General features: G+C 56.6%; 26 protein-coding genes. 18 read left to right on the forward strand and 8 right to left on the reverse strand.

All coding sequences use genetic code 11. The features are described from left to right. Positions 1–76 precede the first annotated feature (76 nt). Positions 77–832: a sulfite exporter TauE/SafE family protein gene (locus ACR0NM_RS14935; protein WP_480615414.1), complete on the forward strand. Its 756-nt coding sequence runs from the start codon at positions 77–79 to the stop codon at positions 830–832. Here the strand turns inward: ACR0NM_RS14935 and ACR0NM_RS14940 are convergent. After that, positions 829–1,128 (reverse strand): hypothetical protein, encoded by a 300-nt coding sequence (locus ACR0NM_RS14940; protein ID WP_480615416.1) that lies wholly within the window; start codon positions 1,126–1,128, stop codon positions 829–831. The two genes, ACR0NM_RS14935 and ACR0NM_RS14940, sit on opposite strands and share 4 nt — an antisense overlap. A 175-nt stretch (positions 1,129–1,303) precedes the next feature. On the opposite strand from ACR0NM_RS14940, the gene ACR0NM_RS14945 reads away from it, so the two are divergent. From ACR0NM_RS14945 to ACR0NM_RS14995, 11 genes are all read left to right on the forward strand, one after another. Next, positions 1,304–2,161 carry an HpcH/HpaI aldolase/citrate lyase family protein gene (locus tag ACR0NM_RS14945; RefSeq protein ID WP_480615418.1) on the forward strand — a complete coding sequence of 286 codons (858 nt, stop codon included), beginning with the start codon at positions 1,304–1,306 and terminating at the stop codon, positions 2,159–2,161. A 6-nt stretch (positions 2,162–2,167) separates the two neighbouring features. Next, a complete protein-coding gene (locus ACR0NM_RS14950; RefSeq protein WP_480615420.1) occupies positions 2,168–2,722 on the forward strand; it encodes an NnrU family protein in 555 nt (184 codons plus the stop codon). 12 nt (positions 2,723–2,734) lie between these two features. After that, entirely contained in the window at positions 2,735–2,941 is a 207-nt protein-coding gene (locus tag ACR0NM_RS14955; RefSeq protein ID WP_170408336.1) for a DUF1737 domain-containing protein, read from the forward strand. Beyond that, positions 2,941–3,969: a MaoC family dehydratase gene (locus ACR0NM_RS14960; RefSeq protein ID WP_480592459.1), complete on the forward strand. Its 1,029-nt coding sequence runs from the start codon at positions 2,941–2,943 to the stop codon at positions 3,967–3,969. The genes ACR0NM_RS14955 and ACR0NM_RS14960 overlap by 1 nt, the downstream gene beginning before the upstream one ends. A 66-nt stretch (positions 3,970–4,035) precedes the next feature. Continuing rightward, positions 4,036–4,707 (forward strand): DUF1194 domain-containing protein, encoded by a 672-nt coding sequence (locus tag ACR0NM_RS14965; protein ID WP_370644346.1) that lies wholly within the window; start codon positions 4,036–4,038, stop codon positions 4,705–4,707. Between the two features lie 207 nt (positions 4,708–4,914). Further along, positions 4,915–5,298 carry a succinate dehydrogenase, cytochrome b556 subunit gene (gene sdhC, locus ACR0NM_RS14970; protein WP_170395798.1) on the forward strand — a complete coding sequence of 128 codons (384 nt, stop codon included), beginning with the start codon at positions 4,915–4,917 and terminating at the stop codon, positions 5,296–5,298. A 13-nt stretch (positions 5,299–5,311) separates the two neighbouring features. Then, positions 5,312–5,695 carry a succinate dehydrogenase, hydrophobic membrane anchor protein gene (locus ACR0NM_RS14975; RefSeq protein ID WP_170395800.1) on the forward strand — a complete coding sequence of 128 codons (384 nt, stop codon included), beginning with the start codon at positions 5,312–5,314 and terminating at the stop codon, positions 5,693–5,695. Between the two features lie 12 nt (positions 5,696–5,707). Then, positions 5,708–7,516, forward strand: a complete 1,809-nt coding sequence (sdhA, locus tag ACR0NM_RS14980; protein WP_170395802.1) for a succinate dehydrogenase flavoprotein subunit — start codon at positions 5,708–5,710, stop codon at positions 7,514–7,516. Positions 7,517–7,528: 12 nt separating this feature from the next. After that, positions 7,529–8,308 carry a succinate dehydrogenase iron-sulfur subunit gene (locus ACR0NM_RS14985; protein ID WP_170408332.1) on the forward strand — a complete coding sequence of 260 codons (780 nt, stop codon included), beginning with the start codon at positions 7,529–7,531 and terminating at the stop codon, positions 8,306–8,308. A gap of 137 nt (positions 8,309–8,445) precedes the next feature. Beyond that, positions 8,446–8,586, forward strand: a complete 141-nt coding sequence (locus tag ACR0NM_RS14990) for a hypothetical protein (RefSeq protein WP_170395806.1) — start codon at positions 8,446–8,448, stop codon at positions 8,584–8,586. Positions 8,587–8,872: 286 nt separating this feature from the next. Further along, on the forward strand, positions 8,873–9,736 hold the full coding sequence (locus ACR0NM_RS14995; RefSeq protein ID WP_480615572.1) for an urea carboxylase-associated family protein: 864 nt from the start codon (positions 8,873–8,875) through the stop codon (positions 9,734–9,736). Between the two features lie 12 nt (positions 9,737–9,748). Here ACR0NM_RS14995 and deoD read toward each other — a convergent pair whose 3' ends face one another. The 3 genes from deoD to ACR0NM_RS15010 form a co-directional block, all read right to left on the reverse strand. Further along, on the reverse strand, positions 9,749–10,459 hold the full coding sequence (gene deoD, locus ACR0NM_RS15000) for a purine-nucleoside phosphorylase (RefSeq protein ID WP_480615422.1): 711 nt from the start codon (positions 10,457–10,459) through the stop codon (positions 9,749–9,751). A gap of 18 nt (positions 10,460–10,477) precedes the next feature. Beyond that, a complete protein-coding gene (locus ACR0NM_RS15005) occupies positions 10,478–10,789 on the reverse strand; it encodes an H-NS histone family protein (RefSeq protein WP_170395811.1) in 312 nt (103 codons plus the stop codon). Between the two features lie 115 nt (positions 10,790–10,904). Further along, a complete protein-coding gene (locus ACR0NM_RS15010) occupies positions 10,905–12,872 on the reverse strand; it encodes a methylmalonyl-CoA mutase family protein (protein ID WP_480615424.1) in 1,968 nt (655 codons plus the stop codon). A 145-nt stretch (positions 12,873–13,017) separates the two neighbouring features. On the opposite strand from ACR0NM_RS15010, the gene ACR0NM_RS15015 reads away from it, so the two are divergent. The 6 genes from ACR0NM_RS15015 (at position 13,018) to ACR0NM_RS15040 (ending at position 19,925) form a co-directional block, all read left to right on the forward strand. Continuing rightward, on the forward strand, positions 13,018–14,400 hold the full coding sequence (locus ACR0NM_RS15015) for a 1-acyl-sn-glycerol-3-phosphate acyltransferase (protein WP_480615426.1): 1,383 nt from the start codon (positions 13,018–13,020) through the stop codon (positions 14,398–14,400). A gap of 111 nt (positions 14,401–14,511) precedes the next feature. Next, the gene (gene ccrA / locus ACR0NM_RS15020; protein ID WP_170395824.1) at positions 14,512–15,798 is read left to right on the forward strand and encodes a crotonyl-CoA carboxylase/reductase; all 1,287 of its coding nucleotides are present in this window, start codon (positions 14,512–14,514) and stop codon (positions 15,796–15,798) included. 367 nt (positions 15,799–16,165) lie between these two features. Beyond that, positions 16,166–16,885 (forward strand): helix-turn-helix transcriptional regulator, encoded by a 720-nt coding sequence (locus ACR0NM_RS15025; RefSeq protein ID WP_170395826.1) that lies wholly within the window; start codon positions 16,166–16,168, stop codon positions 16,883–16,885. Positions 16,886–16,968: 83 nt separating this feature from the next. Further along, on the forward strand, positions 16,969–17,607 hold the full coding sequence (locus ACR0NM_RS15030; protein ID WP_170423735.1) for an acyl-homoserine-lactone synthase: 639 nt from the start codon (positions 16,969–16,971) through the stop codon (positions 17,605–17,607). 60 nt (positions 17,608–17,667) lie between these two features. Next, positions 17,668–19,200 carry an ATP-dependent DNA helicase gene (locus ACR0NM_RS15035; protein ID WP_480615428.1) on the forward strand — a complete coding sequence of 511 codons (1,533 nt, stop codon included), beginning with the start codon at positions 17,668–17,670 and terminating at the stop codon, positions 19,198–19,200. After that, complete coding sequence (locus ACR0NM_RS15040; RefSeq protein WP_480615430.1) at positions 19,197–19,925, forward strand: SDR family oxidoreductase; 729 nt, start codon at positions 19,197–19,199, stop codon at positions 19,923–19,925. The genes ACR0NM_RS15035 and ACR0NM_RS15040 overlap by 4 nt, the downstream gene beginning before the upstream one ends. A 3-nt stretch (positions 19,926–19,928) precedes the next feature. Here the strand turns inward: ACR0NM_RS15040 and ACR0NM_RS15045 are convergent, their stop codons facing one another. The 4 genes from ACR0NM_RS15045 to ACR0NM_RS15060 all read right to left on the reverse strand — a co-directional run bounded on the left by ACR0NM_RS15045 (position 19,929) and on the right by ACR0NM_RS15060 (position 23,981). Then, positions 19,929–20,693, reverse strand: a complete 765-nt coding sequence (locus ACR0NM_RS15045; RefSeq protein ID WP_170395832.1) for a TIGR02186 family protein — start codon at positions 20,691–20,693, stop codon at positions 19,929–19,931. A gap of 1 nt (position 20,694) precedes the next feature. Beyond that, a complete protein-coding gene (locus ACR0NM_RS15050) occupies positions 20,695–21,615 on the reverse strand; it encodes a sulfite exporter TauE/SafE family protein (protein WP_170395834.1) in 921 nt (306 codons plus the stop codon). A gap of 261 nt (positions 21,616–21,876) precedes the next feature. Next, positions 21,877–22,887, reverse strand: coding sequence for an ABC transporter permease (locus tag ACR0NM_RS15055; RefSeq protein WP_170408321.1), 1,011 nt, complete (start codon positions 22,885–22,887; stop codon positions 21,877–21,879). Next, positions 22,887–23,981 carry an ABC transporter permease gene (locus ACR0NM_RS15060; protein WP_170395837.1) on the reverse strand — a complete coding sequence of 365 codons (1,095 nt, stop codon included), beginning with the start codon at positions 23,979–23,981 and terminating at the stop codon, positions 22,887–22,889. Before ACR0NM_RS15060 ends, ACR0NM_RS15055 begins: the two co-directional genes overlap by 1 nt. Between the last annotated feature and the right edge of the window lie 3 nt (positions 23,982–23,984).

The raw sequence follows: 23,984 nt of genomic DNA on the forward strand, positions 1-23,984 counted from the left end.
CACCGCATACCGTTTGCACCCACCCCGCCGATTGCGCTAAACCGCCTGTGAATCATGCATATTTCCGGGGTGCCTGATGTTCGAGATGAACCTGATGTTTTTTGCAGTGGCGATCCCGGCGGTGATCTTCGCGGGCATCTCGAAAGGTGGGTTCGGCTCGGGAGTGGCGTTTGCATCTTCGTCGATTCTGGCTCTGATGCTGACGCCAGGACAGGCGCTAGCGCTAATGCTGCCGATCCTGATGGTGATCGATCTGGCGACGTTAAAGCCGTATTGGAAACGCTGGAGCTGGCCGGATTCGCGCCTTCTGATGTTGGGCGCAGTACCCGGTATCGCGCTGGGCGCGTGGCTTTATCGTGCGACGGATGACGATCTGCTACGTCTGTTGATTGGCGGAATATCGGTCGGTTTCGTGATCTGGCACGTTGCCCAGACCAGAGGCTGGGTACGGGGCTTTGCCAACCGATTGCCTCCATCGGCGGGCCTGTTTGCCGGGCTGATCGCCGGATTCACCAGCTTTGTCAGCCATGCGGGCGGCCCACCCGCCGCCGTGTACCTGCTGTCACAACGCCTGACGAAAACCGAATTTCAAGCCTCGACCGTGCTGGTCTTCTGGGTAATCAACGCCGTCAAATTCGTGCCCTTCGCCTATCTGGGCCTCTTCACCTGGCACACAGCCTTGGCAGACCTGTTGCTGACCCCGTTTGCGATCCTCGGGGCCTGGCTGGGCGTCCGGGCGCATTTCATGCTCTCCGAACGATTGTTTTTCAACATTGCCTACGTCTTGCTGACCCTGACGGGAAGCAAACTTATTTGGGATGCGCTGGTTTAGGCGTTGGGCGGCAATGCTTCGGCCAGTGTTTCATAAGACTGGCCTGAGGCGATCAGGCAGGTCACACCTTCCGGCAAGGTCACAACAATGGTCCAGCTGCCGGTTTGGTCCGAGGCAAAAACCTCCATCACCGCTCCCTGACGCGCAATACCGATGCCTCGTCGGGTTTCGCCATAGGACTTTGCCAATCGCTTGATCACGTCCTCGCGTGGCGCACAATTCTGTGCGCTGACTTGTTGCGCTGCCAGTACCATGATGCCCAAGCCAATCGTCATTTTCAGCATAATCGTTTTCATTGGTCACCCCTTTCAAGCTCTTCCTCAAAGCAGCGTGCCGTAGGCAAAAGGACATCGCGTTAAGGCAACGCACGTTGCGCAGCGCAGGAAATGCTGCGCTGCGGCGATTTTGTTCTTGAACTTTCCGTCAAAAAATGCCCCATTCCGCGCAACATTATTTCAATGGGAGAGTCCAGTGGACCCGCGCCAACGCCCCTATCGCTCGGTACTATACATCCCCGGCTCGCGTGAACGCGCGCTTGACAAGGCCCGCACATTGCCGGTGGACGCCATCATCTTTGACCTTGAAGACGCGGTTGCGGCTGATGAGAAAGAGAACGCGCGCGAGACCCTCAAGGCGGCTTTGGCCGCCGGAGGCTATGGTGCTCGGGTCAAGATTGTGCGGATCAACGGGCTTGATACCGAATGGGGGCGCGCGGATGCCGAAGCCATGCGCGAGATGGATGCAGATGCCGTTCTGTTGCCAAAGGTGAGTTCTGCTGCGGATGTGGATGCGCTGACCTCAATCACCGGAGACCTGCCGATCTGGGCGATGATGGAGACGCCGCGCGGGATGCTGAACGCAGCCGAAATTGCCGCACATCCGCTGATGGCAGGCTTTGTCATGGGGACCAACGATCTTGCGAAAGAGCTGCAGACGCGCTTCCGCCCCGACCGTTTGCCGATGATGACCTCGCTTGGCCTGTGCCTGTTGGCGGCCAAGGCAGAGGGGCTGATCATCGTCGATGGCGTCTACAATGCCTTCAAGGACACCGACGGTCTGGCCGCCGAGTGTGCCCAGGGCCGCGACATGGGCTTTGATGGCAAAACCCTGATCCACCCGGCCCAGGTCGACATCGCAAACTCCGCCTTTGCCCCTTCCGAGGATGAGATTGATCTGGCTCGCCGTCAGATTGCCGCTTTCGAGGAAACCGAGTCGCAGGGGCAGGGGGTCGCCGTCGTCGATGGCAAGATTGTTGAAAACCTACACGTTGTAACTGCCCGCGAAACTCTGGCAAAAGCAGAGGCGATAGTAGCTTTGCAAGCGGGGTAAGCCAGTATGGGCTTTGTTCTTCTGATCCTTGGTGTGGCACTTTGGTGGGCCGCACATCTTTTTAAGCGCGCGATGCCGGAACGACGTGCCTCCATGGGCGACGCGGGCAAGGGCGTCGTGGCGCTCGCCTTGGTGGCCTCGGTATTGTTGATGATCTTCGGTTATCGCATGACCGATTTCATATATGTCTGGGCGCCGCCAACCTTTCTGATTCACGTCAACAACCTGCTGGTGTTGATCGCGTTCTATCTGGCCAGCCCTGCGGGAACCAAAGGTCGCCTGTTGAACAAGGTCCGTCACCCCATGCTGGTTGGCTTTAAACTCTGGGCATTTGCGCACCTGTTGGTGAACGGTGATCTGGCCTCGATCATCCTGTTTGGTGGCTTGCTGGCCTGGGCAATTGTCGAAGTAATCGTGATCAACAAATCCGAACCAGACTGGGCGCCGGGCGAACCCGGCACATACGGCAAAGATGCCATGTTCTTTGTGGGCTCCATCGTTCTGCTGGGCGTTGTGGGCTATATTCACGGGCTGGTTGGTCCGTCTCCGTTTGGTGGATAAGGGGCCTAATCAATGGCGAAACTTTATCGTTTGTTGACCGAGGAAGACACATCAGCCTTCTGCCACAAGGTCTCGGACGCGTTGGCAAAGGGATGGGAGCTTTATGGCGACCCGTCCTATGCCTTTGACGCCGCAAATAACGTGATGCGTTGCGCGCAGGCTGTGACCAAAGAGGTCGCCGCTGATTACACCCCCGACATGAAACTGGGACAGCAATAATGGCAAAAACCAATCCGGGTAACTTTTTCGAGGATTATTCAGTCGGGCAGATCCTGCATCACGCCGTGCCACGCACGGTGACAGATGGCGAGCGCGCGCTTTATCACGCGCTCTATCCAGCGCGACACGCACTCTATTCCTCGGATGAGTTCGCCCGGAATTGTGGCCTGCCGCAAAGTCCGATTGACGATCTGGCGGCCTTCCATGTGGTGTTCGGTAAAACGGTTCCCGATATCTCGCTGAATGCAGTCGCCAATCTGGGTTATGCCGAAGGGCGCTGGCTGCAACCGGTCTACCCCGGTGATACGCTGCGCGCTGAATCTGAGGTGATCGGCCTCAAGCAGAACTCGAACGGCAAAACAGGTGTCGTCTGGGTCCGCACCCGCGGGCTGAACCAGCGCGACGAAGTGGTGATCGAGTATGTTCGCTGGGTCATGGTGCGCAAATCAAACCTCGATGCGCCTGCACCAGAGACGGTGGTGCCCAATCTGAAAAAGGCGCTTGATGTCAGCGATCTGGTGGTACCACAGGGGCTCGATTTCTCGAAATACAATTTTGTACAATCCGGCGAAAACCACCGCTGGGATGCGTACAACACGGAAGAAACGATTGATCACGTCGATGGCGTGACCGTCGAAGAGGCCGAGCACATGCTGGCCACCCGCCTGTGGCAGAACACCGCCAAAGTGCATTTCGACCTCACCTTCCGACCAGAGGGACGGTTGATCTATGGCGGCCACGTTATCTCAATGGCGCGTGCCTTGTCGTTTAATGGCCTGGCGAATGCGCAGATGATCGTTGGCCTGAACGGCGGTGCCCACGCCAACCCTTGTTTCTCGGGCGATACGATCAAAGCCTGGTCTGAGGTTTTGGACAAGGCCGAGACCGGAACTCCCGGAATCGGTGCCATCCGCTTGCGCCTTGTTGCGACCAAAGGCGGCGAGCCCTTCGTTCTGCGCAATGACGAGGGGAGATATCTTCCTAACGTTCTGCTAGATTTGGATTATTGGGCTCTTATGCCGATGTAGCCAATGCCTTCTGGCGGCTGACATTCAAGTGATCACGGTCCGCGAAATCCATGCTACGCTTGGCGCATGATGATGTTTCGTGCGCTCGCCGCCAGCCTGTATCTGGCATCTCAGGCCTATGCTTGTGATTTGGCTCTGGCCTTGGCCGTAGACGTTTCAGGCTCGGTTGATTCCGAGGAATATCGTATCCAAATGGACGGTCTTGCCGCAGGTCTGCGGGACCCTATCGTATCCGAGGCCTTGGTGCGCGGACAGGCTCGGCTGATGCTCGTGCAATGGACAGGCAGTTCTCGCCAGAGGATCACGATCCCCTGGACCCGGATCGATAGTTTTAACACCTTGGACAGTTTTGCTGATCAGGTCGCAGCTGATCCTCGTGTCTGGCGTAACTTCTCAACTGCGATAGGTGAGGCGCTCGATATGACGGTTGCCAGCTTTGACGACGTGCCCGAATGCGAAAGGCATCTTATTGATCTTTCGGGCGACGGAATTTCGAATGAAGGAATCGAGCCGTCGACCATCCACGCCAAACTGCGGGATCGCGGCATCACCGTGAACGCGATCGCGATTGAAGAAAGTGAACCCGATCTGACGGCCTATTTCTTCGAGAACGTCATCGTTGGCGAGGGGGCCTTTGTCGTCTCTGCAGCAGGCTTCGCGGATTATCCCGAACGTATTCGCAAGAAGCTTTTACGCGAGGTGACACAGCAGACTGCAGGGCTGACGCCGCTCCAATAATAGATTCGTGATCACATTGCTTTTTCATTGAAAACGCTAACATTGGCGGTATCGAATGTGATTTGTGATCACGAGAATATTTTGTGTGATCACAAACGCGGCTTATCAGCGATTTTGCGTTAAATTTACTGGATTTTGCACCTGCAGCGCGTGACAGAGTCGTAAAAAACAGTAAAACGTTCGGTAGCCAACCGAAAAGGAGCCAACATGGCCGATGTAAATCGAGGCAACCGCCCGCTTTCTCCACATTTGACGATCTATCGTCCACAGATGACGTCCATATCTTCGATTATGGTGCGCATCACGGGTCTTGCGTCTTTTGGTTTGGCTTTGTTGGTCGTCTGGTGGTTACTTGCTGCGGCCACATCGGAAAGCGCCTTTGAGCTGATCAATGGATTGATGACCAGTTTCCTGGGTGATCTGATCATGTTCGGCGCGGCTTGGGCCATTTTCTATCACATGCTGGGCCGTTTGCGGCACGTCATCTGGGATCTGGGATATTGCGTGAATGTTGAAGTGTCCGAGAAGATGGGCATTGGCATGTTCGTGCTGGCAACTGTTCTGGCTCTGATCACAGCCGTAGCGCTTTAAGGGGAGGTTCGCGATGCAGTTTCTCACAGACCGTAAACGCGCGCAGGGCATGGGGGCCGGACGTGCAGGTACACATCACCACTGGCAAATGATGCTCAGCTCGGCGGCATTGGTCATCCTTGTTCCGCTGTTTGTATTTACCTTCGGGCACGCCCTAGGTGGAACCTACGAAGAGGCTCTGGCCTATTACAGCCGCCCGTTCCCGGCGATTATCATGGGTCTGACACTGGTTGTTGTCGTCCCGCATTTGTTGCGCGAAGCCCAGGAAGCGATTGAGGACTACGTGCATGGCGTCGCGGAAAAGCTGGCGCTGATGGCAGCGCAGGCCTTTGCATACACACTGATTGCTGCGGGTCTCTTTGCGCTCGCGCGTCTGGCTCTCGGATATGCGCAGTAAGGAACAAGAACAATGACAGCAGCATATGAATACGAAACCCACGAATATGACGTGGTGGTTGTCGGTGCCGGTGGCGCGGGTCTGCGTGCAACATTGGGCATGGCCGAGCAGGGTTTGCGCACCGCTTGCGTGACGAAGGTATTCCCGACCCGGTCACACACAGTGGCCGCCCAAGGCGGCATTGCGGCGTCCTTGTCGAATATGGGGCCAGACCATTGGCAGTGGCACATGTATGACACCGTCAAGGGCTCGGACTGGCTGGGTGACACCGATGCGATGGAATACCTCGCGCGTGAAGCACCCAAAGCTGTATATGAGCTAGAACATTACGGAGTGCCATTCAGCCGGACCGAAGAAGGCAAGATCTATCAGCGCCCATTTGGTGGCCACACCACCGAATTTGGCGAAGGCCCCGCTGTGCAGCGGACCTGTGCCGCCGCCGACCGGACCGGTCATGCGATCCTGCACACGCTGTATGGTCAGTCGCTGAAGAACAACGCTGAGTTCTACATCGAGTATTTCGCCATTGATCTGATAATGTCTGAGGACGGACAGTGTCAGGGTGTCGTGTGCTGGAAGTTGGACGACGGCACGATGCACGTCTTCAACGCCAAGATGGTTGTTCTGGCGACCGGCGGCTATGGCCGCGCCTATTTCAGTGCAACCTCAGCACATACCTGCACCGGCGACGGTGGCGGTATGGTGGCCCGCGCGGGTCTTGCGCTGCAGGATATGGAATTTGTTCAGTTCCACCCAACCGGCATCTACGGATCGGGCTGCCTGATCACCGAAGGTGCACGTGGTGAAGGCGGATACCTGACCAACTCGGAAGGCGAGCGGTTCATGGAGCGCTATGCGCCTCAGTACAAAGACCTCGCGCCGCGCGACTACGTTAGCCGTTCAATGACCATGGAAATTCGCGAAGGGCGCGGCCACGGTGACAACGGCGATCACATCCATCTGAACCTCAGCCATTTGCCAGCCGAAGCTTTGGCGGAACGCCTACCGGGCATTTCAGAATCTGCGCGCGTCTTTGCCGGTGTTGACGTTACCAAGGAACCGATCCCGGTTCTGCCGACCGTGCACTATAACATGGGTGGTATCCCGACGAACTATTGGGGTGAAGTTCTGAACCCGACAGCCGACAACCCGACCGCCGTGGTCCCTGGTCTGATGGCTGTGGGCGAGGCCGGGTGTGCCTCGGTTCACGGGGCAAACCGTCTTGGTTCAAACTCGCTGATCGACCTCGTGGTGTTTGGCCGCGCGGCGGCGATCCGAGCGGGCAAAGTTGTGGATGCCGACGCGTCGAACCCGGTTCTGAACCAGGCCTCTGTCGATAAGGCGTTTGACAGGTTCGATGCGGCGCGCAACGCCAGCGGCGCAATTCCAACCGCAGATCTGCGGCTTGAGATGCAGCGCACCATGCAAGAGGACGCGGCGGTTTTCCGCACCTCGAAGACCATGGCTGAGGGCGTCGAGAAGATGACCGCGATCGCCGCCAAGATGGATGATCTGAAGGTTTCTGACAGATCGTTGGTTTGGAACAGCGATCTGATGGAGACGCTCGAGCTTACCAACCTGATGCCAAGCGCGCTCGCCACCATCGTTGGTGCCGAAGCGCGTAAGGAATCCCGCGGTGCGCACGCCCATGAAGATTTCACCGAGCGCGACGATGAGAACTGGCGCGTCCACACGGTCAGCCGTGTCGATGGCAATAAAGTAGAGCTTAGCTACCGTCCGGTTATCGTTGATCCGCTGACGACCGAAGACGAGGGCGGCATAAGCATGAAAAGAATCGCGCCCAAGGCGCGGACGTTCTAAGGAGAGGAACTTATGGTACAACTGACCCTCCCCAAGAATTCCCGGATCACCACCGGTAAAACCTGGCCCAAGCCCGACGGCGCGACCAATGTGCGCAAATTCCAGATCTATCGCTGGAACCCGGATGATGGCCAGAACCCGCGTGTCGATACCTATTTCGTCGACATGGACACTTGCGGCCCGATGGTTCTGGACGCGCTGATCAAGATCAAGAACGAGATTGACCCAACCCTGACTTTCCGCCGGTCCTGCCGCGAGGGCATCTGTGGTTCCTGCGCGATGAATATCGACGGGATCAACACGCTGGCCTGTATCTATGGCATGGATGAGATCAAGGGCGACGTGAAAATCTATCCGCTGCCTCATATGCCAGTGGTCAAGGACCTGATCCCTGATCTGACTCATTTCTACGCCCAACACGCCTCGATCATGCCGTGGCTGGAGACTAAGACCAATCGTCCGGCAAAAGAGTGGAAGCAATCCATCGAAGACCGCAAGAAATTGGATGGTCTCTATGAATGTGTGATGTGTGCCAGTTGTTCGACCTCGTGCCCCAGCTACTGGTGGAACGGCGACCGTTATCTCGGCCCTGCCGCGCTGTTGCATGCTTACCGCTGGATCATCGACAGTCGGGATGAGGCCACCGGTGAGCGCTTGGACGAGTTGGAAGATCCGTTCAAGCTGTATCGCTGCCACACCATCATGAACTGCGCCAAGACCTGCCCCAAGGGTCTGAATCCGGCCAAAGCGATTGCAGAAATCAAGAAGATGATGGTGGACCGCGCGGTCTGATCACGCACCAAAACAAAGCACTTGCCGGGTTGCGGCAAGTGCATGCCGCCTCTGCAAAACTATGCGATGCGCTTGTACAAGCGCGGATCTAAAGTCCGCGCAGGGGGGAGTGATGAGTTCGAAAAGAGGTCACTCCGATGAACATGCAAAACCAAAAACACGACGCGGCCAAAGCGTTGGAATTTCTGGAACAAGCCTGGGCCTATTATACGCCCGAGCCCAAAGTTCCGGCCAAAGACGAAACACCAGAGTTGTTTGAATATGCGAACGCGGCCTGACCGTGTCGCGCGGGCTTGAATATTACGACACAATAGGCAATGCAGAGCTATGCCCGTTCTATTGCTTCTGCTCGCCGCTGGCGTATTTGCCTATTTTTTCTGGCGGTCCCGCACGTCGTCTCTGACGCGCGACTGCAGGTGGCGGCAACATCGAAGCGAGGGCCAGTGGCGCTGTGCTTACTGTGGCGCGGTGTCAAAATCTGATGTTGAGCCCACGCAGTGTCTGAAAGGACAGTAGCTGCTGTTGGGGGTTTCCCACCGGGCCGAACTGCGCCACTCTCGGCCCATGTCAGAATCTCGGAATACTCCCCGCCCACCCATGGATGCAGATGCGCGCCGCGCGATTGCGCCCGTTATTTGCTACCCGAATGAAGGGCTACCAAAACCCGATCTAGGGCTCTATCAAACTGGGCGTGATACAGCGCACAAAACGGGTGAGGTGTTGGTGCCACCGCGAGATGCGCGATGCTTTGAGGTGCCTGCAGGGCATTTCTTTCGGATCACTTCTGTTGAAGGATCGCAAGTTGGCGATCTAAACCTGTGGAACCTCAACGACCTTTCCGAGCGGTTCTATTCCGGCAAGACGCGCGCGTTGCATGGCACACATATCACCGTGGGTGAGCGCATGTGGTCGAGCTTTCCACATATGCGACCGATGGCGACAATCATTGCAGATACGCTGGGGTGGTACGGAATCGATGATTTCGGCGGGTCGGTGCACGATGTGATCGGGACCCGATGTGATCCCTATACCGGTAATCTGCTAGCTGGATCCCAGTACCATCACTGTTGCCATTCGAATCTGACACGCGCGCTGGCGGATCATTTGGGCGTCTCTTTGGCCGAAGCCGAGCCTGCGGTACATGATGTATTGAACGTGTTCATGTGCACCGGTTTCACGCGTGATACCGGGCAGTATTTCATGAAAGCCTCACCTGTCCGTCCGGGAGACTATCTTGAGTTTTTCGCCGAGATTGACCTGCTGGGAAATCTAAGCGCGTGCCCGGGCGGTGATTGCTCGTCCGAGCATTCATCGGATACCGTAGCCTGTTATCCCCTGCTGGTAGAAACCTTTGCCCCGGCTGAAGGTGCGCTTGAGGGATGGCGCAGCCCCGCGCGCAACGGATATGACCGCACGCACGGGCTCTAGATATCGCGCAATTCAGCTGTCCGGGAACGCCGTCTGCAGCGCGATTTCGACCATATCGCCAAAACTGCTTTCTCGGTCCGAGGAGGGCAGGGCTTCGCCGGTCAGCAGGTGGTCCGAGACTGTCAGTACCGCCAATGCGCGGCATTTGTGACGCGCGGCAAGGATGTAAAGCTCTGCCGCTTCCATCTCGACACCCAAAATACCGTGCCGAACCATTTGTTCGTTCAGGTCCGGGCGTTCGTCATAAAAGACATCGGATGAATAGATGCCGCCAACATGGGTTGGCGTACCTTTGGCTTGTGCAGCCAATGCTGCAGACTGCAAAAGACCCCAATCCGCGCAAGGGGCGAAGTTCATTTCTCTCATGATCCCGCGCGAAGGGGTGCTGAGTGTGGTCGACGTCATCGCCAGAATAACATCACGCACATTCACACTGTCTTGCATCCCGCCACATGACCCGATCCGGATCAGAGTTTTGGCGCCGTAGTCACGGATCAATTCGTTCACGTAGATCGACAGAGACGGCATCCCCATGCCACTACCCTGAATGGTAACACGATTTCCTTTCCAGGTGCCGGTGAACCCCAGCATGCCACGCACTTCGTTTACCTGCTTTACGTCTTCAAGAAACGTTTCGGCCGCCCATTTTGCACGATACGGGTCGCCGGGCAAAAGAACGGTTTCGGCAATCTCGCCTTTTTGGGCTCCAATATGGATAGTCATTTTGCCACTTGCCCCCGATCAGATTTCCAGATCAGTAATATCGGTACCGGCTTTTATGGCGTCATGAACCCACTGCGGTTTGCGGCCCCGCCCGGTCCAGGTTTGCGACGGATTGTTCGGATTTTGATACTTCGCTTTAGATGATTTTACCGATTTAGCGCTGTCTCCTGACAATTCAGACAACGAAAACCCATATTCCGCCGCCGCCTTTTCGGCGGCTTTCAACGCTTCTTTTCGCTCACGCACTTCGGCGGTTTTTAGCGCCTTTTCGACCCGATTGCGCAATTCGAGCAGTTCTTTGCGCGACATTTTTTCAAGATCGATCGCCATAATCTTCTCCATTTCGGCTATTCCCCTACTTATTGCAGGGGAAATTGAATAAACCCGAACCTATCTATTCCCATTTTACCGGAAATAGAAATGGAGATTTCTGTAATATGCTTTTCTATTCAGCCGCAATTTCCGTTGGGTCAACCAATGTGACGATATCGCCCATGATTGCATTCAATTCGAAATTTTTCGGCGTATAGATTTTCGATACACCCATGGAACGCAATTGATCCGCGTCCTCATCGGGGATGATCCCACCTACAATGACGGGAATATCGCTTAGCCCTGCTGCTTTCAGCCGCGTCATCACGTCCTTCACCAATGGCAGGTGGCTGCCAGAGAGGATCGATAGACCAATCACATGCGCTTTGTCTTCTTGTGCCGCAGTTACGATTTCTTCGGGCGTAAGACGAATACCTTCGTAACTGATATCCATGCCACAGTCGCGTGCGCGGAAGGCGATCTGTTCGGCTCCGTTCGAGTGTCCGTCCAGACCAGGTTTGCCAACAAGAAACTTCAGCCTGCGCCCCAGCCGGTCGCTTACCGCATCTACGGCTGCGCGCAGGTCTTCCAGACCTTCGGTTTTGTTCGAAACAGATCCCGAGACGCCGGTTGGTCCACGATATGTACCGTAGGCCTTGCGCATTTCCTCGGCCCATTCGCCAGTTGTGACACCGGCCTTGGCCGCAGCGATTGAAGGTGCCATCACGTTGGCACCGGATCGCGCTGCTTCGCGCAATGCTTGCAGCGCCGCGGCCACTGCTGCGTCATCCCGATCCGCACGCCAGTCGTTCAAGCGCCCGATTTGTTCCTGTTCAACCGCCGGGTCGACGACCATGATGCCGCCATCCTCGGTCTGCAAAGGCGAGGTTTCGCCCTCGGTCCATTTGTTTACGCCAACGACGACGGTTTCATTGCGTTCAATGCGGTTCAGGCGCTCGGCATTGGACTCGACCAGCCGCGATTTCATGTATTCGATCGAGGCTACCGCGCCGCCCATCGATTCGAGATTAGCCAATTCGGCTCGTGCGCCATTTTTAAGTTCTTCGACTTTGGCGTCGACAACCGGATTGCCGTCGAACAAATCGCCATATTCCAGCAGATCGGTTTCATAGGCGAGGATTTGTTGCATCCTCATCGACCATTGCTGATCCCAGGGACGAGGCAGGCCGAGCGCTTCGTTCCATGCAGGCAACTGCACCGCACGTGCGCGGGCACGTTTAGACAGCGTCACCGCAAGCATTTCAATCAGTATGCGATAAACGTTGTTTTCCGGCTGCTGTTCGGTCAGTCCCAGCGAGTTTACCTGAACGCCATAACGGAATCGGCGGAACTTAGGGTCTTCAATGCCATAGCGCTGCTGCAGAATTTCGTCCCAAAGATCCACAAAGGCGCGCATTTTGCACATTTCGGTGACAAACCGGATGCCCGCATTCACAAAAAACGAAATCCGCCCGCAGAGTGCTGGGAAGTCTTCAGCCGGAACGCGCGGGCGAAGTTCGTCCAGCACTGCAATGGCAGTCGCCAGAGCATAGGCCAGCTCTTGCTCAGGCGTCGCGCCTGCTTCTTGCAGGTGGTACGAACACACATTCATCGGGTTCCATTTGGGCACGTTATCGTAGCAATATTCGGCCACGTCCGCGATCATCTTCAGCGATGGCTTGGGTGGGCACACATAAGTGCCGCGGCTCAGGTATTCCTTGATCAGGTCGTTCTGGACGGTCCCCTGCAATTTCGAGGCATCCGCGCCCTGTTCCTCGGCAACTGCGATATATAGCGCCAAAAGCCAAGGAGCAGTCGCATTGATCGTCATCGAGGTATTCATCTGTTCCAGCGGAATTTGATCGAACAGAACCCGCATGTCCCCCAGATGGCAGATCGGAACCCCAACTTTTCCAACTTCGCCGCGCGCCAAAGTGTGATCGCTGTCATACCCTGTTTGGGTTGGCAGATCGAAGGCCACGGATAGGCCGGTCTGACCTTTGGCCAGGTTCGCACGATAAAGCGAATTTGACGCTTTGGCCGTTGAGTGACCGGCATATGTACGGATGAGCCAGGGGCGATCTTTCTGCAACTGCGTCATGGGTCGGGCCTCGCGGATCGGTGGGTAACAAAATTACGTTCTATGGTGGTAAATAGTAATTTTCAGTACATGTCAATTCGCTGCGTTGCGGCATCGACGGTTTCTGCAGATTGTGGGTGGTCGCGTTTGATGGCACTGTGCCCGAATGATGCAGACTGTGGAAATCCCGCTTTGGCTGTTTGTGCTGATCGTGCTGTTTGCCGCGGTCACATTTGCCTCGCATTTTTTGTTTCCGTCGGTGCGCTGGTTTTTCCGCCGCCGCCTTGAGCGCGCCGTCGCACGGTTGAACAAGCGACTGCAGCGTCCGATCCAACCGTTCAAGTTGGCGGGGCGGCATGACATGATTCAACGGCTTATCTATGACCCGCAAGTAAGCCGGGCGGTGCAGCAGCATGCCAAAGAAGAAGGTGTGCCTGACGCTGTTGCCTCAGAATTGGCACGTCGTTATGCGCGCGAGATTGCGCCCTCATTCTCGACAGTGGCGTATTTCAGCATCGCGATCCGTTTTGCCCGCATGCTGAGCAACGCCTTTTACAAGGTGCAGTTGGGTTACGAGGACAAAGCCGCGCTGGACAGTATCGATCCCGATGCGACGGTCGTTTATGTCATGAACCACCGCAGCAATATGGATTACGTGCTGGTCACCTATCTGGCGGCAGACCATTCGACCTTATCCTATGCTGTGGGCGAGTGGGCCCGTGTCTGGCCTCTAAGTCGATTGATTCGCGCGATGGGGGCCTATTTCATTCGCCGCAAGTCGGGTAGCGACCTATATCGACAGGTCCTTGCAAGCTATGTAAGACACGCGACCGAAGCGGGCGTGACGCAGGCCATGTTCCCTGAGGGCGGGCTGAGTCTGACTGGCAAACTGGGGCGCCCCAAGCTGGGATTGTTGAAGTATATCCTTGACGGAGTCGAACCGCAGGGGCGGGATGTGGTGTTTGTTCCGGTTGCTTTGAACTATGATCGGGTGCTTGAAGATACCGTATTAACAGCGGCAGCGAAGGATAGTGAACGCCGCTTCCGCGCGCGGATCGGGGTTATCACCCGCTGGTCGCTCAAGCAGATTTGGCGCAGGCTAGTCGGGCGCTACAAGAGATTCGGGATTGCCTCAGTGCGGTATGCGACACCGATTTCTCTGAAGGAATTTCGAGTCGCGCACGAACGGGACCTAACGACCGATCTGGCCCGCGAGTTGATGCGCAGGATCGGCGCCGCAATTCCCTTTGTTCCAGTGCCTGCAGCGTGTCGGCTGGTTCAGGAAGAAGGTGAGATGTCAGAGCAGGAGTTGAAGGCGCGTTTGCTGACGTCGGGCGGCGACGCGGTTGCCCAGGATGATGGAGAGGCTGTTGACGATGCCATCAATCAGTTGGTCGAGCGACGGATCCTGCGTCGTGAGGCTGGAGTGTTGCGCCCATCAGGCGAGCGATCAGAGCTGCTTGCTTATTACGCGGCAGCATCAGAACCCGTTGTTCGGGCTGAGAATGATGCAAGTGCAGAAAGTATTTCTGCAACTGCTGGGTCATAAAATTACAAAATAGATACCAAAAACGGTTGCAATATTACTCATTGGCTAATATTTCGTCTTTGGAAAGCCGCGATTCTGCGGCGCGGCAACAGTTGGAAAAAGGAGGCCAGCATGGCTTTGGATGTCGACAGCGGTATCGCGTCGTATGAGGCGCCGGAAAAGGACCTCTACGAGATGGGTGAAATCCCCCCGATGGGGTACGTTCCCAAGCAAATGTATGCCTGGGCCATCCGGAAAGAGCGCCACGGTGAGCCAGACACAGCGATGCAGTTGGAAGTCGTTGATGTCCCGAAGCTGGACAGCCACGAAGTGCTGGTTCTCGTTATGGCGGCGGGTGTGAACTACAACGGCGTCTGGGCATCGCTTGGCAAGCCGATCAGCCCGTTTGATGGCCACGGCCAACCCTTTCACATCGCAGGTTCAGATGCGTCGGGCATCGTCTGGGCGGTTGGTGACAAAGTGAAGCGCTGGAAAGTCGGCGATGAAGTCGTGATTCACTGCAACCAGGACGATGGCGATGACGAACACTGCAACGGTGGTGATCCCATGTATTCGCCCAGCCAGCGCATCTGGGGATATGAGACACCTGATGGCTCGTTCGCGCAGTTTACAAATGTTCAGGCACAGCAGCTGATGCCGCGTCCCAAGCACCTGACCTGGGAAGAAAGCGCCTGCTACACGCTGACCTTGGCAACAGCCTATCGGATGCTTTTTGGGCACGAGCCGCACGATCTGAAGCCGGGCCAGAACGTCCTGGTTTGGGGCGCATCGGGCGGTCTGGGCTCTTACGCGATACAGTTGATCAACACTGCGGGTGCCAATGCGATCGGCGTGATATCGGATGAAAGCAAGCGTGAGTTTGTGATGGACCTTGGCGCCAAAGGCGTCATCAACCGCAAGGATTTCAACTGCTGGGGCCAGCTGCCCACGGTGAATACTCCGGAATATGCTGAATGGTTCAAAGAAGCCCGCAAGTTTGGTAAGGCCATCTGGGATATTACCGGCAAAGGTGTGAACGTCGACATGGTGTTCGAGCACCCCGGCGAAAGCACGTTCCCGGTGTCCACTTTTGTCGTGAAAAAGGGAGGTATGGTTGTGATCTGCGCCGGGACCACTGGCTACAACCTGACCTTCGACGTGCGTTACATGTGGATGCACCAGAAACGCTTGCAGGGCTCGCATTTTGCGCATCTCAAACAGGCCTCGGCTGCAAACCAGCTAATGGTCGAGCGCCGCTTGGATCCGTGCATGTCCGAAGTGTTCACTTGGCAGGATCTGCCTGAGGCGCACATGAAGATGATGCGCAACGAACACAAGCCGGGCAACATGTCGGTGCTGGTTCAGGCTCCGCATACAGGCATGCGCACCCTTGAAGAAGTATTGGCTGCCCGCGACTAACGGTCTCAGGCAAACAGCAGCTGCAACACCCGCAGGGCGCAAACACGCCTTGCGGGTGTTCATCGTTTCTATCGATGATTATGCATTTTCAATGCTTTAAGAAATCGCACCCCGCTATTTCTGGGGAGTAGAAAGCAGCGAGTAGGCCGAATTAGTCTGCACATGTTATGGTTGTGTTAACCCTTCGTTAACTATTTCGGGGACACCCTGATGGCGCAAAATGAGTGGATTTTGGACGTTCTGTCGGACCTCAACGCCTTTGCTGTGGCGAATGGGTTGAGCGCGCTGGCCGAGCAGCTTGACGACACAAGACTGATCGCCGCGGCCGAGATTGCGTCCTCAAAGGATGAGGCTTGCGCGCCCGCGAATGGGAAGAAAATTCGATTTGAGCCAGATCCTAGGGGATTTGGAAAGCACCAGCACGCTTGACGAGCTGACCAGCGTAGCAGTCCAGTTGCGGGACAAGCTGCAAATTGACCACATGACATATCACTGGGTTGATGGGGCCGGGGATCAATACGGGTTCACGACTTATTCGGATGCCTGGGATGAACGGTATCGAGACAGGAATTATCATCGTATTGATCCGGTTATTCTGGGTTGTTTTCAGCGATTTCACGCTGTGGACTGGAAACAGCTGAATTGGTCGGGCAAAGCAGTAAAGGCCTTCCTGCAGGACGCGCAGGAACATGGCGTCGGCAATCAGGGATATTCGATCCCGCTGCGGGGGCCAGGCGGACAATTTGCGCTGTTTACGGTCAACAACAGCTGTGATGACATCGCATGGCAGGCATTTGTCGAAACGTATGGCCGAGATCTCATATTGGTGGCGCATTTCCTCAATCGAAAAGCGCTGGAATTTGCAAAAGAACGGCAGCCGGACAACATGCGGGGGCTCTCGCCCCGCGAAATCGATGCAATGACATTGCTGGCGCTGGGGTATAGCCGAGCGCAGGTGGCGCACTCGCTTTCCATTTCTGAGCATACGCTCAGGGCCTATATCGAAAGCGCACGATCAAAACTCGGTGCGCAAAATACGACTCATGCAATCGCCACTGCACTCAGTAGAGGATTAATAGTCGTTTAACGACCGTACGGTGGTCTCACCTTAAATTAACCACGTGTTCGTACCCCCTTTGTTCCAACTATGGACGATAAGGGGAACACGTCATGTTGCGTTATTTGTATGCCGATGAGCTGCATAACTTTCCGGAATTGGCCAGGGGGATGTTCAGGGATCGCGCGGATCAGTTCAAAACCCGCCTTGGCTGGGATGTTAAGGTTAATGAAAAGGGGGAAGAGCGGGATCAGTACGATGACCTGAACCCGCTCTATGTGATTTGGGAAGAGGCAGATGGCAGCCATGGCGGGTCCATGCGGATCCTACCGACGACCGGTCCGGTCATGGTGAACGACATATTCGGACATCTCACCGGGGGCAGTCCGATCCGAAGCCCACTAATCTGGGAGGTCACTCGCTTTTGCCTCTCGCGCAACGCCAGCGCTCATACCGCCGGGGCCATCATGCTGAGCGGCGGTGAGGTGATGGAAGGGTTTGGCCTGACCCACATAGCGGGCGTTTTTGATGCCCGCATGATCCGGATCTACCGTATGATCGGATCGTCTCCGGTGGTTTTGGGCACCGAAGGGAAAGGGCGCGATCAGATCTCGGTCGGCCTGTGGCCTTATTCAGCGGATGATTGCAACCGTGTAGCAGCGCGCGCAGGCATCCCGCGAGAGTTGTCGCGCCTGTGGTTCAAGACAGCATTTGGCCATGGCGCACAGCACCGGTTCGCTTTGTCGGCATAAGCATACGGAAAAACCAATCGGCATCTGGCAGCGCGCGGCGCGTCCCTGTAGGGTCGCGCCATGTCCTTGCCCCAAGTCACATTTTCCGAAGATCAGGCTGCCGCTTTTGACAACATTGCCGAGATGTTGCGAGGTGCCGGAGTAGACCTTGAAGACGACGCTCTGCTGAAACTGCCCGGCAACGGAAAGTCTGGTGTGATGGCTGTTATTGGCAAGGCTGGATCGGGCAAAACCCTGTTGCTGGCAGAGCTTTACAAAGCTTTGGCCGAGACGGGGGTCAACCTGATCTCGGGTGATTTCGAAAGCCGCAAATCCCGCGACAAGCGCAGCCTTGCGATCCTCGCGCCGACGAACAAGGCCGCCAGCGTATTGCGGCTGCGTGGGGTGCCCGCGACCACGATCCACCGTATCCTCTATACGCCTGTTTACGACCCTGAATACGAGCGGATCGCCGAATGGCTAGCGGGCAATGACGAACGGCCCGAGATCGAAGGGCTGACAGACGAAGCGCTGGACCGCGCAGCCGCGTTCTATGCCAACAACAAATCCATCCCCGGTGCGCTGGCCGCTGCTGGGTTGCGCGGTTCGGATTTCATCACCGGCTGGAAACGTCGGGAAGAGCCGCTGGATATCGGTTTTGTGGATGAAGCCTCGATGCTAGACGACCGACAACTCGAGGATCTAAAGGAAATCTTCCCAACATTGTTGCTATTTGGTGATCCGGCGCAGTTGGCGCCGGTCAACCAATCGGGCTCGATGGTGTTTGACGGGTTGCCAGAGCCGCGCAAGCAAATCCTGCATCGCGTGCATCGGCAAACTGCGGATAACCCGATCCTAGACCTCGCCCATGCTCTATCCGATCCGGCCATGGGGTTTGAGGATTTCGAACGTCTGATCGAGGACACTGCCCGAAAGGATGACCGCGTTGTCTGGGGACAGCGGGTAGAAGTTGATCTGATGGCGCGCAGCCCGGTTCTTGTCTGGCGCAATGCGACCCGAATCCGGCTGATTCAGGCGTTCCGCACCGTACATGGCGCGCCGGAAACTGAACTACTGGAAGGGGAACCGTTGATTTGTGACGGCATTGAGCTGCCGTTGAAGCACCGCAAAAAGCGGCTGGACCTTGAGGCGCGCGGGCTGATTAAAGGCGCGCAGGTCATCTATCTTGGCCCTGGTCGCAAGCCGGGTTTTTCGCGGTTGCATGTGATGGGGGCCGAAGACCCTCAGGTCTCGGCGGCGTCGATCGTGCAGATTGAAAAGCCCGATGAGGAGGAGCCGTTCATTCCCTATGCTGCCCGTATGGGGGCAACGTTCCTGCATGGTGCCGCTGTGACGATCCATAAGGCGCAAGGGTCGCAATGGGACACGGTTCAGGTCTTTGCGCCAGACATCTACGCAGCCGCCCGCATGGGCCGTACTGAGGCCGGGCAACCTTTGTGGAAGCGCTTAGCTTATGTCGCCATAACCCGCGCACAGGAGAGGCTAATTTGGGTAGTGCGGAACCGCTTGTCGAAACCGACCCACCCATTGCGTGTGGATGACCTGCGTGCGGTTGCGGCACCATCCCTGACATTGGAGGCGGAAGAGACATGAAGACGATCATAGTGACCGGTGCAAGCTCGGGCATAGGCCGCGCCACCGCCGAGCTGTTTCTGTCAGAAGGATGGACTGTCGGGCTTCTGGCCCGCAGCGCTGACAAACTTCATGCTATGGCACAGCATAACGCCTCGGCGATCCCGCTGGTTGCCGATGTGACTGACCCGGATGCCGTTGCAAACGCCTTCACTGCATTCACCCGACAGACCGGGCGATTGGACGTGCTGTTCAACAATGCCGGGATTTTTGCCCCTGGTGGCACCATCGACGAGATCGCGCTTGAGGATTGGTACAGCTCGGTCAATGTGAACCTGAACGGCATGTTCCTGTGTGCACGGGCTGCATTTGCTGCAATGCGGGCTCAGGCGCCGCAGGGGGGGCGCATCATAAACAACGGTTCAATCGCTGCTCATGTGCCGCGCCCGAACTCGGTGCATTATTCTGCGACGAAACACGCGATTACCGGTCTGACGCGCAGCCTGTCTCTGGACGGGCGGAGTTTTGGAATTGCCTGTGGTCAGATCGACATCGGAAATGCGCGCACCCCGATGGTGCAAGGGCTGGTCGATGAGGCACTTGCCGAAGGCCGCGACCCTGATCCCACCATGGATGTCGGGGATGCCGCCCGCTCGGTACTGCATATGGCCGAACTGCCGCCTGAGGCGAATGTGCAATTCATGACCGTTATGGCCACGACCATGCCCTATATCGGTCGCGGGTGACGATCAGTTCTCGCGCAGTAGGCGGAAGGCTGTCGAAGCGCCCCAACCGGCGGCAATCGCGATGGCCAGTGACATAAGCCCGTACCAAATGGGTTGTTCGCGCGACATCGCGTACAAGAACCGCTCAAGCCCGACTTTGCGTACTCCGATCGAGGTTTCAAAGGTCGAGACCACCTTTCCGTCTCGCGTCAGGAAGATACGGGCGCTGTAGTCGCCTTCGGTTAGGTCAGACGGCATGTCGATTGATGTGCGGAACAACGTCTGTTCGTCCACAGCCACTGTGTTTTCCCGGATCGAGTACAGCCCTTCATCTTCGCGGATGCGGATGACCGCCTCGGAAAAATCCTGTGCGCCCTGAATGCTCATGTCCGCACCGACCGACCGGATGGCACGCTCGATCGAAACCTTATAGCGTAGGTCTTCGGTCTGGGTCAGAACCTCGGAAAACGGGGCGCTGGTGGCAACGGCGTAAAAGCTTGGAGCCAGATCAACAACAAGGCTGTCGGTATTCACCCAGATACCGAACCGTTTCTCTTTGCGGCGTACGGTGACAGGTTCGGATGGGCCGACCACCGATACGATGACCTCAAGCGGTGGACCGTCCGGGATCGGAGCTTCGCGCTTTACCGCGCCGAAAACCAGTATTTCGGACCCGTCAAAATTGGCGGTAATCGACACCCGATCCTGACTTAGGCCCAGAACAACCTGTTCTTCGGCTGCGTAGGCTGGCAGACAGATCAGACAAAGAAGAGCAATCAGACGCAGCATCTTAGTGCCCTCCTGCATCGCCAAGCGAATACAACTCGGCGGGTTGAAGCAGAAGATCAAGCGCCAGCTTGCCGCAGACGACAAGCACCAGAGCCGCCAACAAAACGCGCAGTTGTTCAGCCGGCATTCGGGCACCGATGACTGTTCCGATTTGGGCACCAACTACGCCACCGACGAGCAGAAGAACCGCCAACACGACATCAACGGTATAGTTGGTGGTGGCGTGCAGCATAGTGGTAAAGGCGGTTACAAAGATGATCTGAAACAGCGAAGTTCCGACAACAACCTTGGTCGGCATACCCAATAGATAGATCATCGCGGGCACCATGATAAACCCGCCGCCGACACCCATGATAGCAGACAGGACACCGACAAACAGGCCTACGACAAGCGGTGGAATGACCGAGATGTACAGGCCCGACGTCCGAAACCGCATCTTGAACGGCATGGCGTGCACCCAACCGCGCTGGCGTCGTTTCGGAGGCGGCGTGCCGCCTTTCCGCGTTTTTCTAATCGCGTTCAGGCTTTCGACAAACATCAGACTGCCGATGATTCCTAGAAATACGACATAGCAAAGTTTGACCAGCAGATCGACCTGTCCGAGGCTCTTGAGATAGTTGAAGACAACAACACCCAACGCAGCGCCTGTCAGCCCTCCGACCAAAAGGACTGTACCCATTTTAAGGTCCACGGTTCGGCGCCTGAAATGCGCCAGCACCCCAGAAAATGATGAAGCAACAATCTGGTTTGCCTCGGTTGCAACCGCCACTGCAGGCGGAATGCCGATGAAGAACAGCAGTGGAGTCATCAAAAACCCACCGCCAACGCCAAACATTCCAGACAGAATGCCCACCATTCCACCCAGTCCAAACAGTAGAAACGCGTTTACGGATACTTCGGCAATCGGGAGGTAAATCTGCATGGCTTCTTCTAGACAGGAGAGGCCGTACCACGCGGTGTGGCAAAGCCATTGGTAACATAAATCTCAACAGACGAAGCGCGCGTGCCAGGTGGGGCCATCTAGTTGTTTCCGTGGCTCGACCTGAAAATAGTCGATAGCATGGCTGCGGAACTGATGCGGGACACGTCCATACCCCCCTTAGAGCGGTTGCGGCATACAAAATCAACTCTGTATGCCGCTTTGCAGCAAACAGGACTGAGGGGCAGTCCTGAACTGGCTCTATCAGCGTTCCTTTACATATGGTTCGCCGCCTGCGCGTGGCGGTATGGCCTTGCCGACGAACCCGGCAAGAATCACCACGGTCAGGATATAGGGCAGAGCGTCCATGACCTGCACCGGGATCACGACCCCGCCCAAATCGATGTTCTGGAACCGCAAGGCAATGGCCTGCAACAGCCCGAACAAGAGGCATGCCCACATCGCGTGCCACGGACGCCATTTTGCAAAGATCAGAGCAGCCAGTGCGATAAATCCGCGCCCAGCGGTCATCTCTTTCACAAAGCCTGCTTGCAGCGCGGTGGCCAGGTAGGCACCTGCGATGCCGCAAAGTACGCCGCAAATCGCAACCGCTGCGTAGCGGAGACCTACAACCGAAACTCCAGCAGTATCCACCGCCGCAGGATTCTCTCCGACCGCGCGCAGACGCAGCCCGAACCGGGTGCGGAACAGAATCCACCAAGTCAGTGGCACCATAAGGAAAGCCACGTACACCAGAATGGAATGGCCAGACAGAAGCTCGGAATAGGCCATATGCAGGGGATTGGTTTCAGACATCAGCTCGGAAACTGGACGGCCTGTCAGTTCGGCGTCAGCCGGACCGATCGCATAAGGGAATTCTGCGGATTCAAACCGCCCTTCACCGAACAATGATGGCGTACGACCACCCTGCTTGAACCAGCTTTGGGCGACAAGAACGGTCATACCTGAGGCGAGAAAGTTGATCGCAACCCCCGAGATAAGCTGATTGCCCCGGAACGTGATCGACGCAAACCCGTGTAGCGCCGAAAGGACCAGAGATGCCGCGATCCCGGCCAGCAATCCCAGCCACACCGAACCGGTTACGGCGGCGACGGCAGCCGAGAAGAATGCTGACATCAGCATCTTGCCTTCAAGGCCGATGTCGAAGATGCCCGCGCGCTCGGAGTATAGACCGGCCAGACAGGCAAGCAGCAAAGGCGTAGCCAGTCGGATGGTCGAATCCAGAACCTGGATGAGTGTCAGGAAGAAATCCATCAGGCCGACCCCTTCCGAAGCGCCATGAACAGCTTTTCAAGCGGCATGCGCACCATGTTGTCCAGTGCTCCGGTAAACAGAATGACCAACGCTTGGATGACCACGATCAGTTCGCGCGGAATTGATGTCCAAAGCGCCAGTTCGGCACCGCCCTGATACAGAAACCCAAACAGAATAGCGGCTAGAAATACCCCGAATGGATGCGACCGACCCATCAGTGCCACGGCAATTCCAATGAAACCCGCGCCTTCGGTTGCGTTCAGCACCAACCGCTCGGCTTCGCCCATCACGTTGTTGACTGCCATCAGGCCCGCCAGAGCGCCCGAGATCAGCATGGCAATAATCGTGATACGTACAGGCGAGATACCGGCGTAGACGGCACCGGTTTCCGAATGGCCGTAGGCGCGGATTTCATAGCCCAGCCGAGTTCGCCAGATCAGCGCCCAGACAACAAAACACGCAAGGATTGCGACGAAGAACGAGATGTTGGCAGGCGCACCTCGGAAAACGATGTTTTCGGCGCTCGAGAACATCGACTGGAAAGTCGGGAGATGCACTGCCTCGGGGAAACGAGCCGTTGCTGGATCTTGCGACCCTTGCGGGCGCATGACGTTGACCAGCATGTAATTCAGGAAAGCGGCAGCGATGAAATTGAACATGATCGTGGTGATCACGATATGGCTGCCCCGCTTCGCCTGCAGATAGGCCGGGATCGCGGCCCAGGCTGCACCGAAGATCATCGAAGCAGCACAGGCGGCCAGCAAAGCTATTGTCCAATGCGGCCAAGGGACCGATAGACAGACGATGGCAACGCCCAGTCCGCCCAGCATGGCCTGACCCTCGCCGCCGATGTTGAACAAGCGCGCGTGAAAGGCAACTGCAACCGCGAGTCCGGTGAAGATGAAGTTCGTTGCGTAATAAAGTGTATAGCCCCAGCCGTAGGTTGACCCTAGGGCCCCAGTGACCATCAGATTTACCGCCTCAAGCGGATCTTCCCCGATGGCAAGGATGACGATTGCCGAAAGGATTGTGGCCAGAAGCAGACTGATTAGCGGGATCAGCACCACATCGGCCCATTTGGGCATTTTATCCATGGT

The organism is Ruegeria sp. AF2 (genome assembly GCF_056542025.1).

Coding starts and splice junctions, on each gene's coding strand:
- ACR0NM_RS14935 (WP_480615414.1), top strand. CDS start 77: ATGTTCGAGATGAACCTGATGTTTTTTGCAGTGGCGATCCCGGCGGTG.
- ACR0NM_RS14940 (WP_480615416.1), bottom strand. CDS start 1,128: ATGAAAACGATTATGCTGAAAATGACGATTGGCTTGGGCATCATGGTA.
- ACR0NM_RS14950 (WP_480615420.1), top strand. CDS start 2,168: ATGGGCTTTGTTCTTCTGATCCTTGGTGTGGCACTTTGGTGGGCCGCA.
- ACR0NM_RS14955 (WP_170408336.1), top strand. CDS start 2,735: ATGGCGAAACTTTATCGTTTGTTGACCGAGGAAGACACATCAGCCTTC.
- ACR0NM_RS14960 (WP_480592459.1), top strand. CDS start 2,941: ATGGCAAAAACCAATCCGGGTAACTTTTTCGAGGATTATTCAGTCGGG.
- ACR0NM_RS14965 (WP_370644346.1), top strand. CDS start 4,036: ATGATGATGTTTCGTGCGCTCGCCGCCAGCCTGTATCTGGCATCTCAG.
- sdhC (WP_170395798.1), top strand. CDS start 4,915: ATGGCCGATGTAAATCGAGGCAACCGCCCGCTTTCTCCACATTTGACG.
- ACR0NM_RS14975 (WP_170395800.1), top strand. CDS start 5,312: ATGCAGTTTCTCACAGACCGTAAACGCGCGCAGGGCATGGGGGCCGGA.
- sdhA (WP_170395802.1), top strand. CDS start 5,708: ATGACAGCAGCATATGAATACGAAACCCACGAATATGACGTGGTGGTT.
- ACR0NM_RS14985 (WP_170408332.1), top strand. CDS start 7,529: ATGGTACAACTGACCCTCCCCAAGAATTCCCGGATCACCACCGGTAAA.
- ACR0NM_RS14990 (WP_170395806.1), top strand. CDS start 8,446: ATGAACATGCAAAACCAAAAACACGACGCGGCCAAAGCGTTGGAATTT.
- ACR0NM_RS14995 (WP_480615572.1), top strand. CDS start 8,873: ATGTCAGAATCTCGGAATACTCCCCGCCCACCCATGGATGCAGATGCG.
- deoD (WP_480615422.1), bottom strand. CDS start 10,459: ATGACTATCCATATTGGAGCCCAAAAAGGCGAGATTGCCGAAACCGTT.
- ACR0NM_RS15005 (WP_170395811.1), bottom strand. CDS start 10,789: ATGGCGATCGATCTTGAAAAAATGTCGCGCAAAGAACTGCTCGAATTG.
- ACR0NM_RS15010 (WP_480615424.1), bottom strand. CDS start 12,872: ATGACGCAGTTGCAGAAAGATCGCCCCTGGCTCATCCGTACATATGCC.
- ACR0NM_RS15015 (WP_480615426.1), top strand. CDS start 13,018: ATGATGCAGACTGTGGAAATCCCGCTTTGGCTGTTTGTGCTGATCGTG.
- ccrA (WP_170395824.1), top strand. CDS start 14,512: ATGGCTTTGGATGTCGACAGCGGTATCGCGTCGTATGAGGCGCCGGAA.
- ACR0NM_RS15025 (WP_170395826.1), top strand. CDS start 16,166: ATGGGAAGAAAATTCGATTTGAGCCAGATCCTAGGGGATTTGGAAAGC.
- ACR0NM_RS15030 (WP_170423735.1), top strand. CDS start 16,969: ATGTTGCGTTATTTGTATGCCGATGAGCTGCATAACTTTCCGGAATTG.
- ACR0NM_RS15035 (WP_480615428.1), top strand. CDS start 17,668: ATGTCCTTGCCCCAAGTCACATTTTCCGAAGATCAGGCTGCCGCTTTT.
- ACR0NM_RS15040 (WP_480615430.1), top strand. CDS start 19,197: ATGAAGACGATCATAGTGACCGGTGCAAGCTCGGGCATAGGCCGCGCC.
- ACR0NM_RS15045 (WP_170395832.1), bottom strand. CDS start 20,693: ATGCTGCGTCTGATTGCTCTTCTTTGTCTGATCTGTCTGCCAGCCTAC.
- ACR0NM_RS15050 (WP_170395834.1), bottom strand. CDS start 21,615: ATGCAGATTTACCTCCCGATTGCCGAAGTATCCGTAAACGCGTTTCTA.
- ACR0NM_RS15055 (WP_170408321.1), bottom strand. CDS start 22,887: ATGGATTTCTTCCTGACACTCATCCAGGTTCTGGATTCGACCATCCGA.
- ACR0NM_RS15060 (WP_170395837.1), bottom strand. CDS start 23,981: ATGGATAAAATGCCCAAATGGGCCGATGTGGTGCTGATCCCGCTAATC.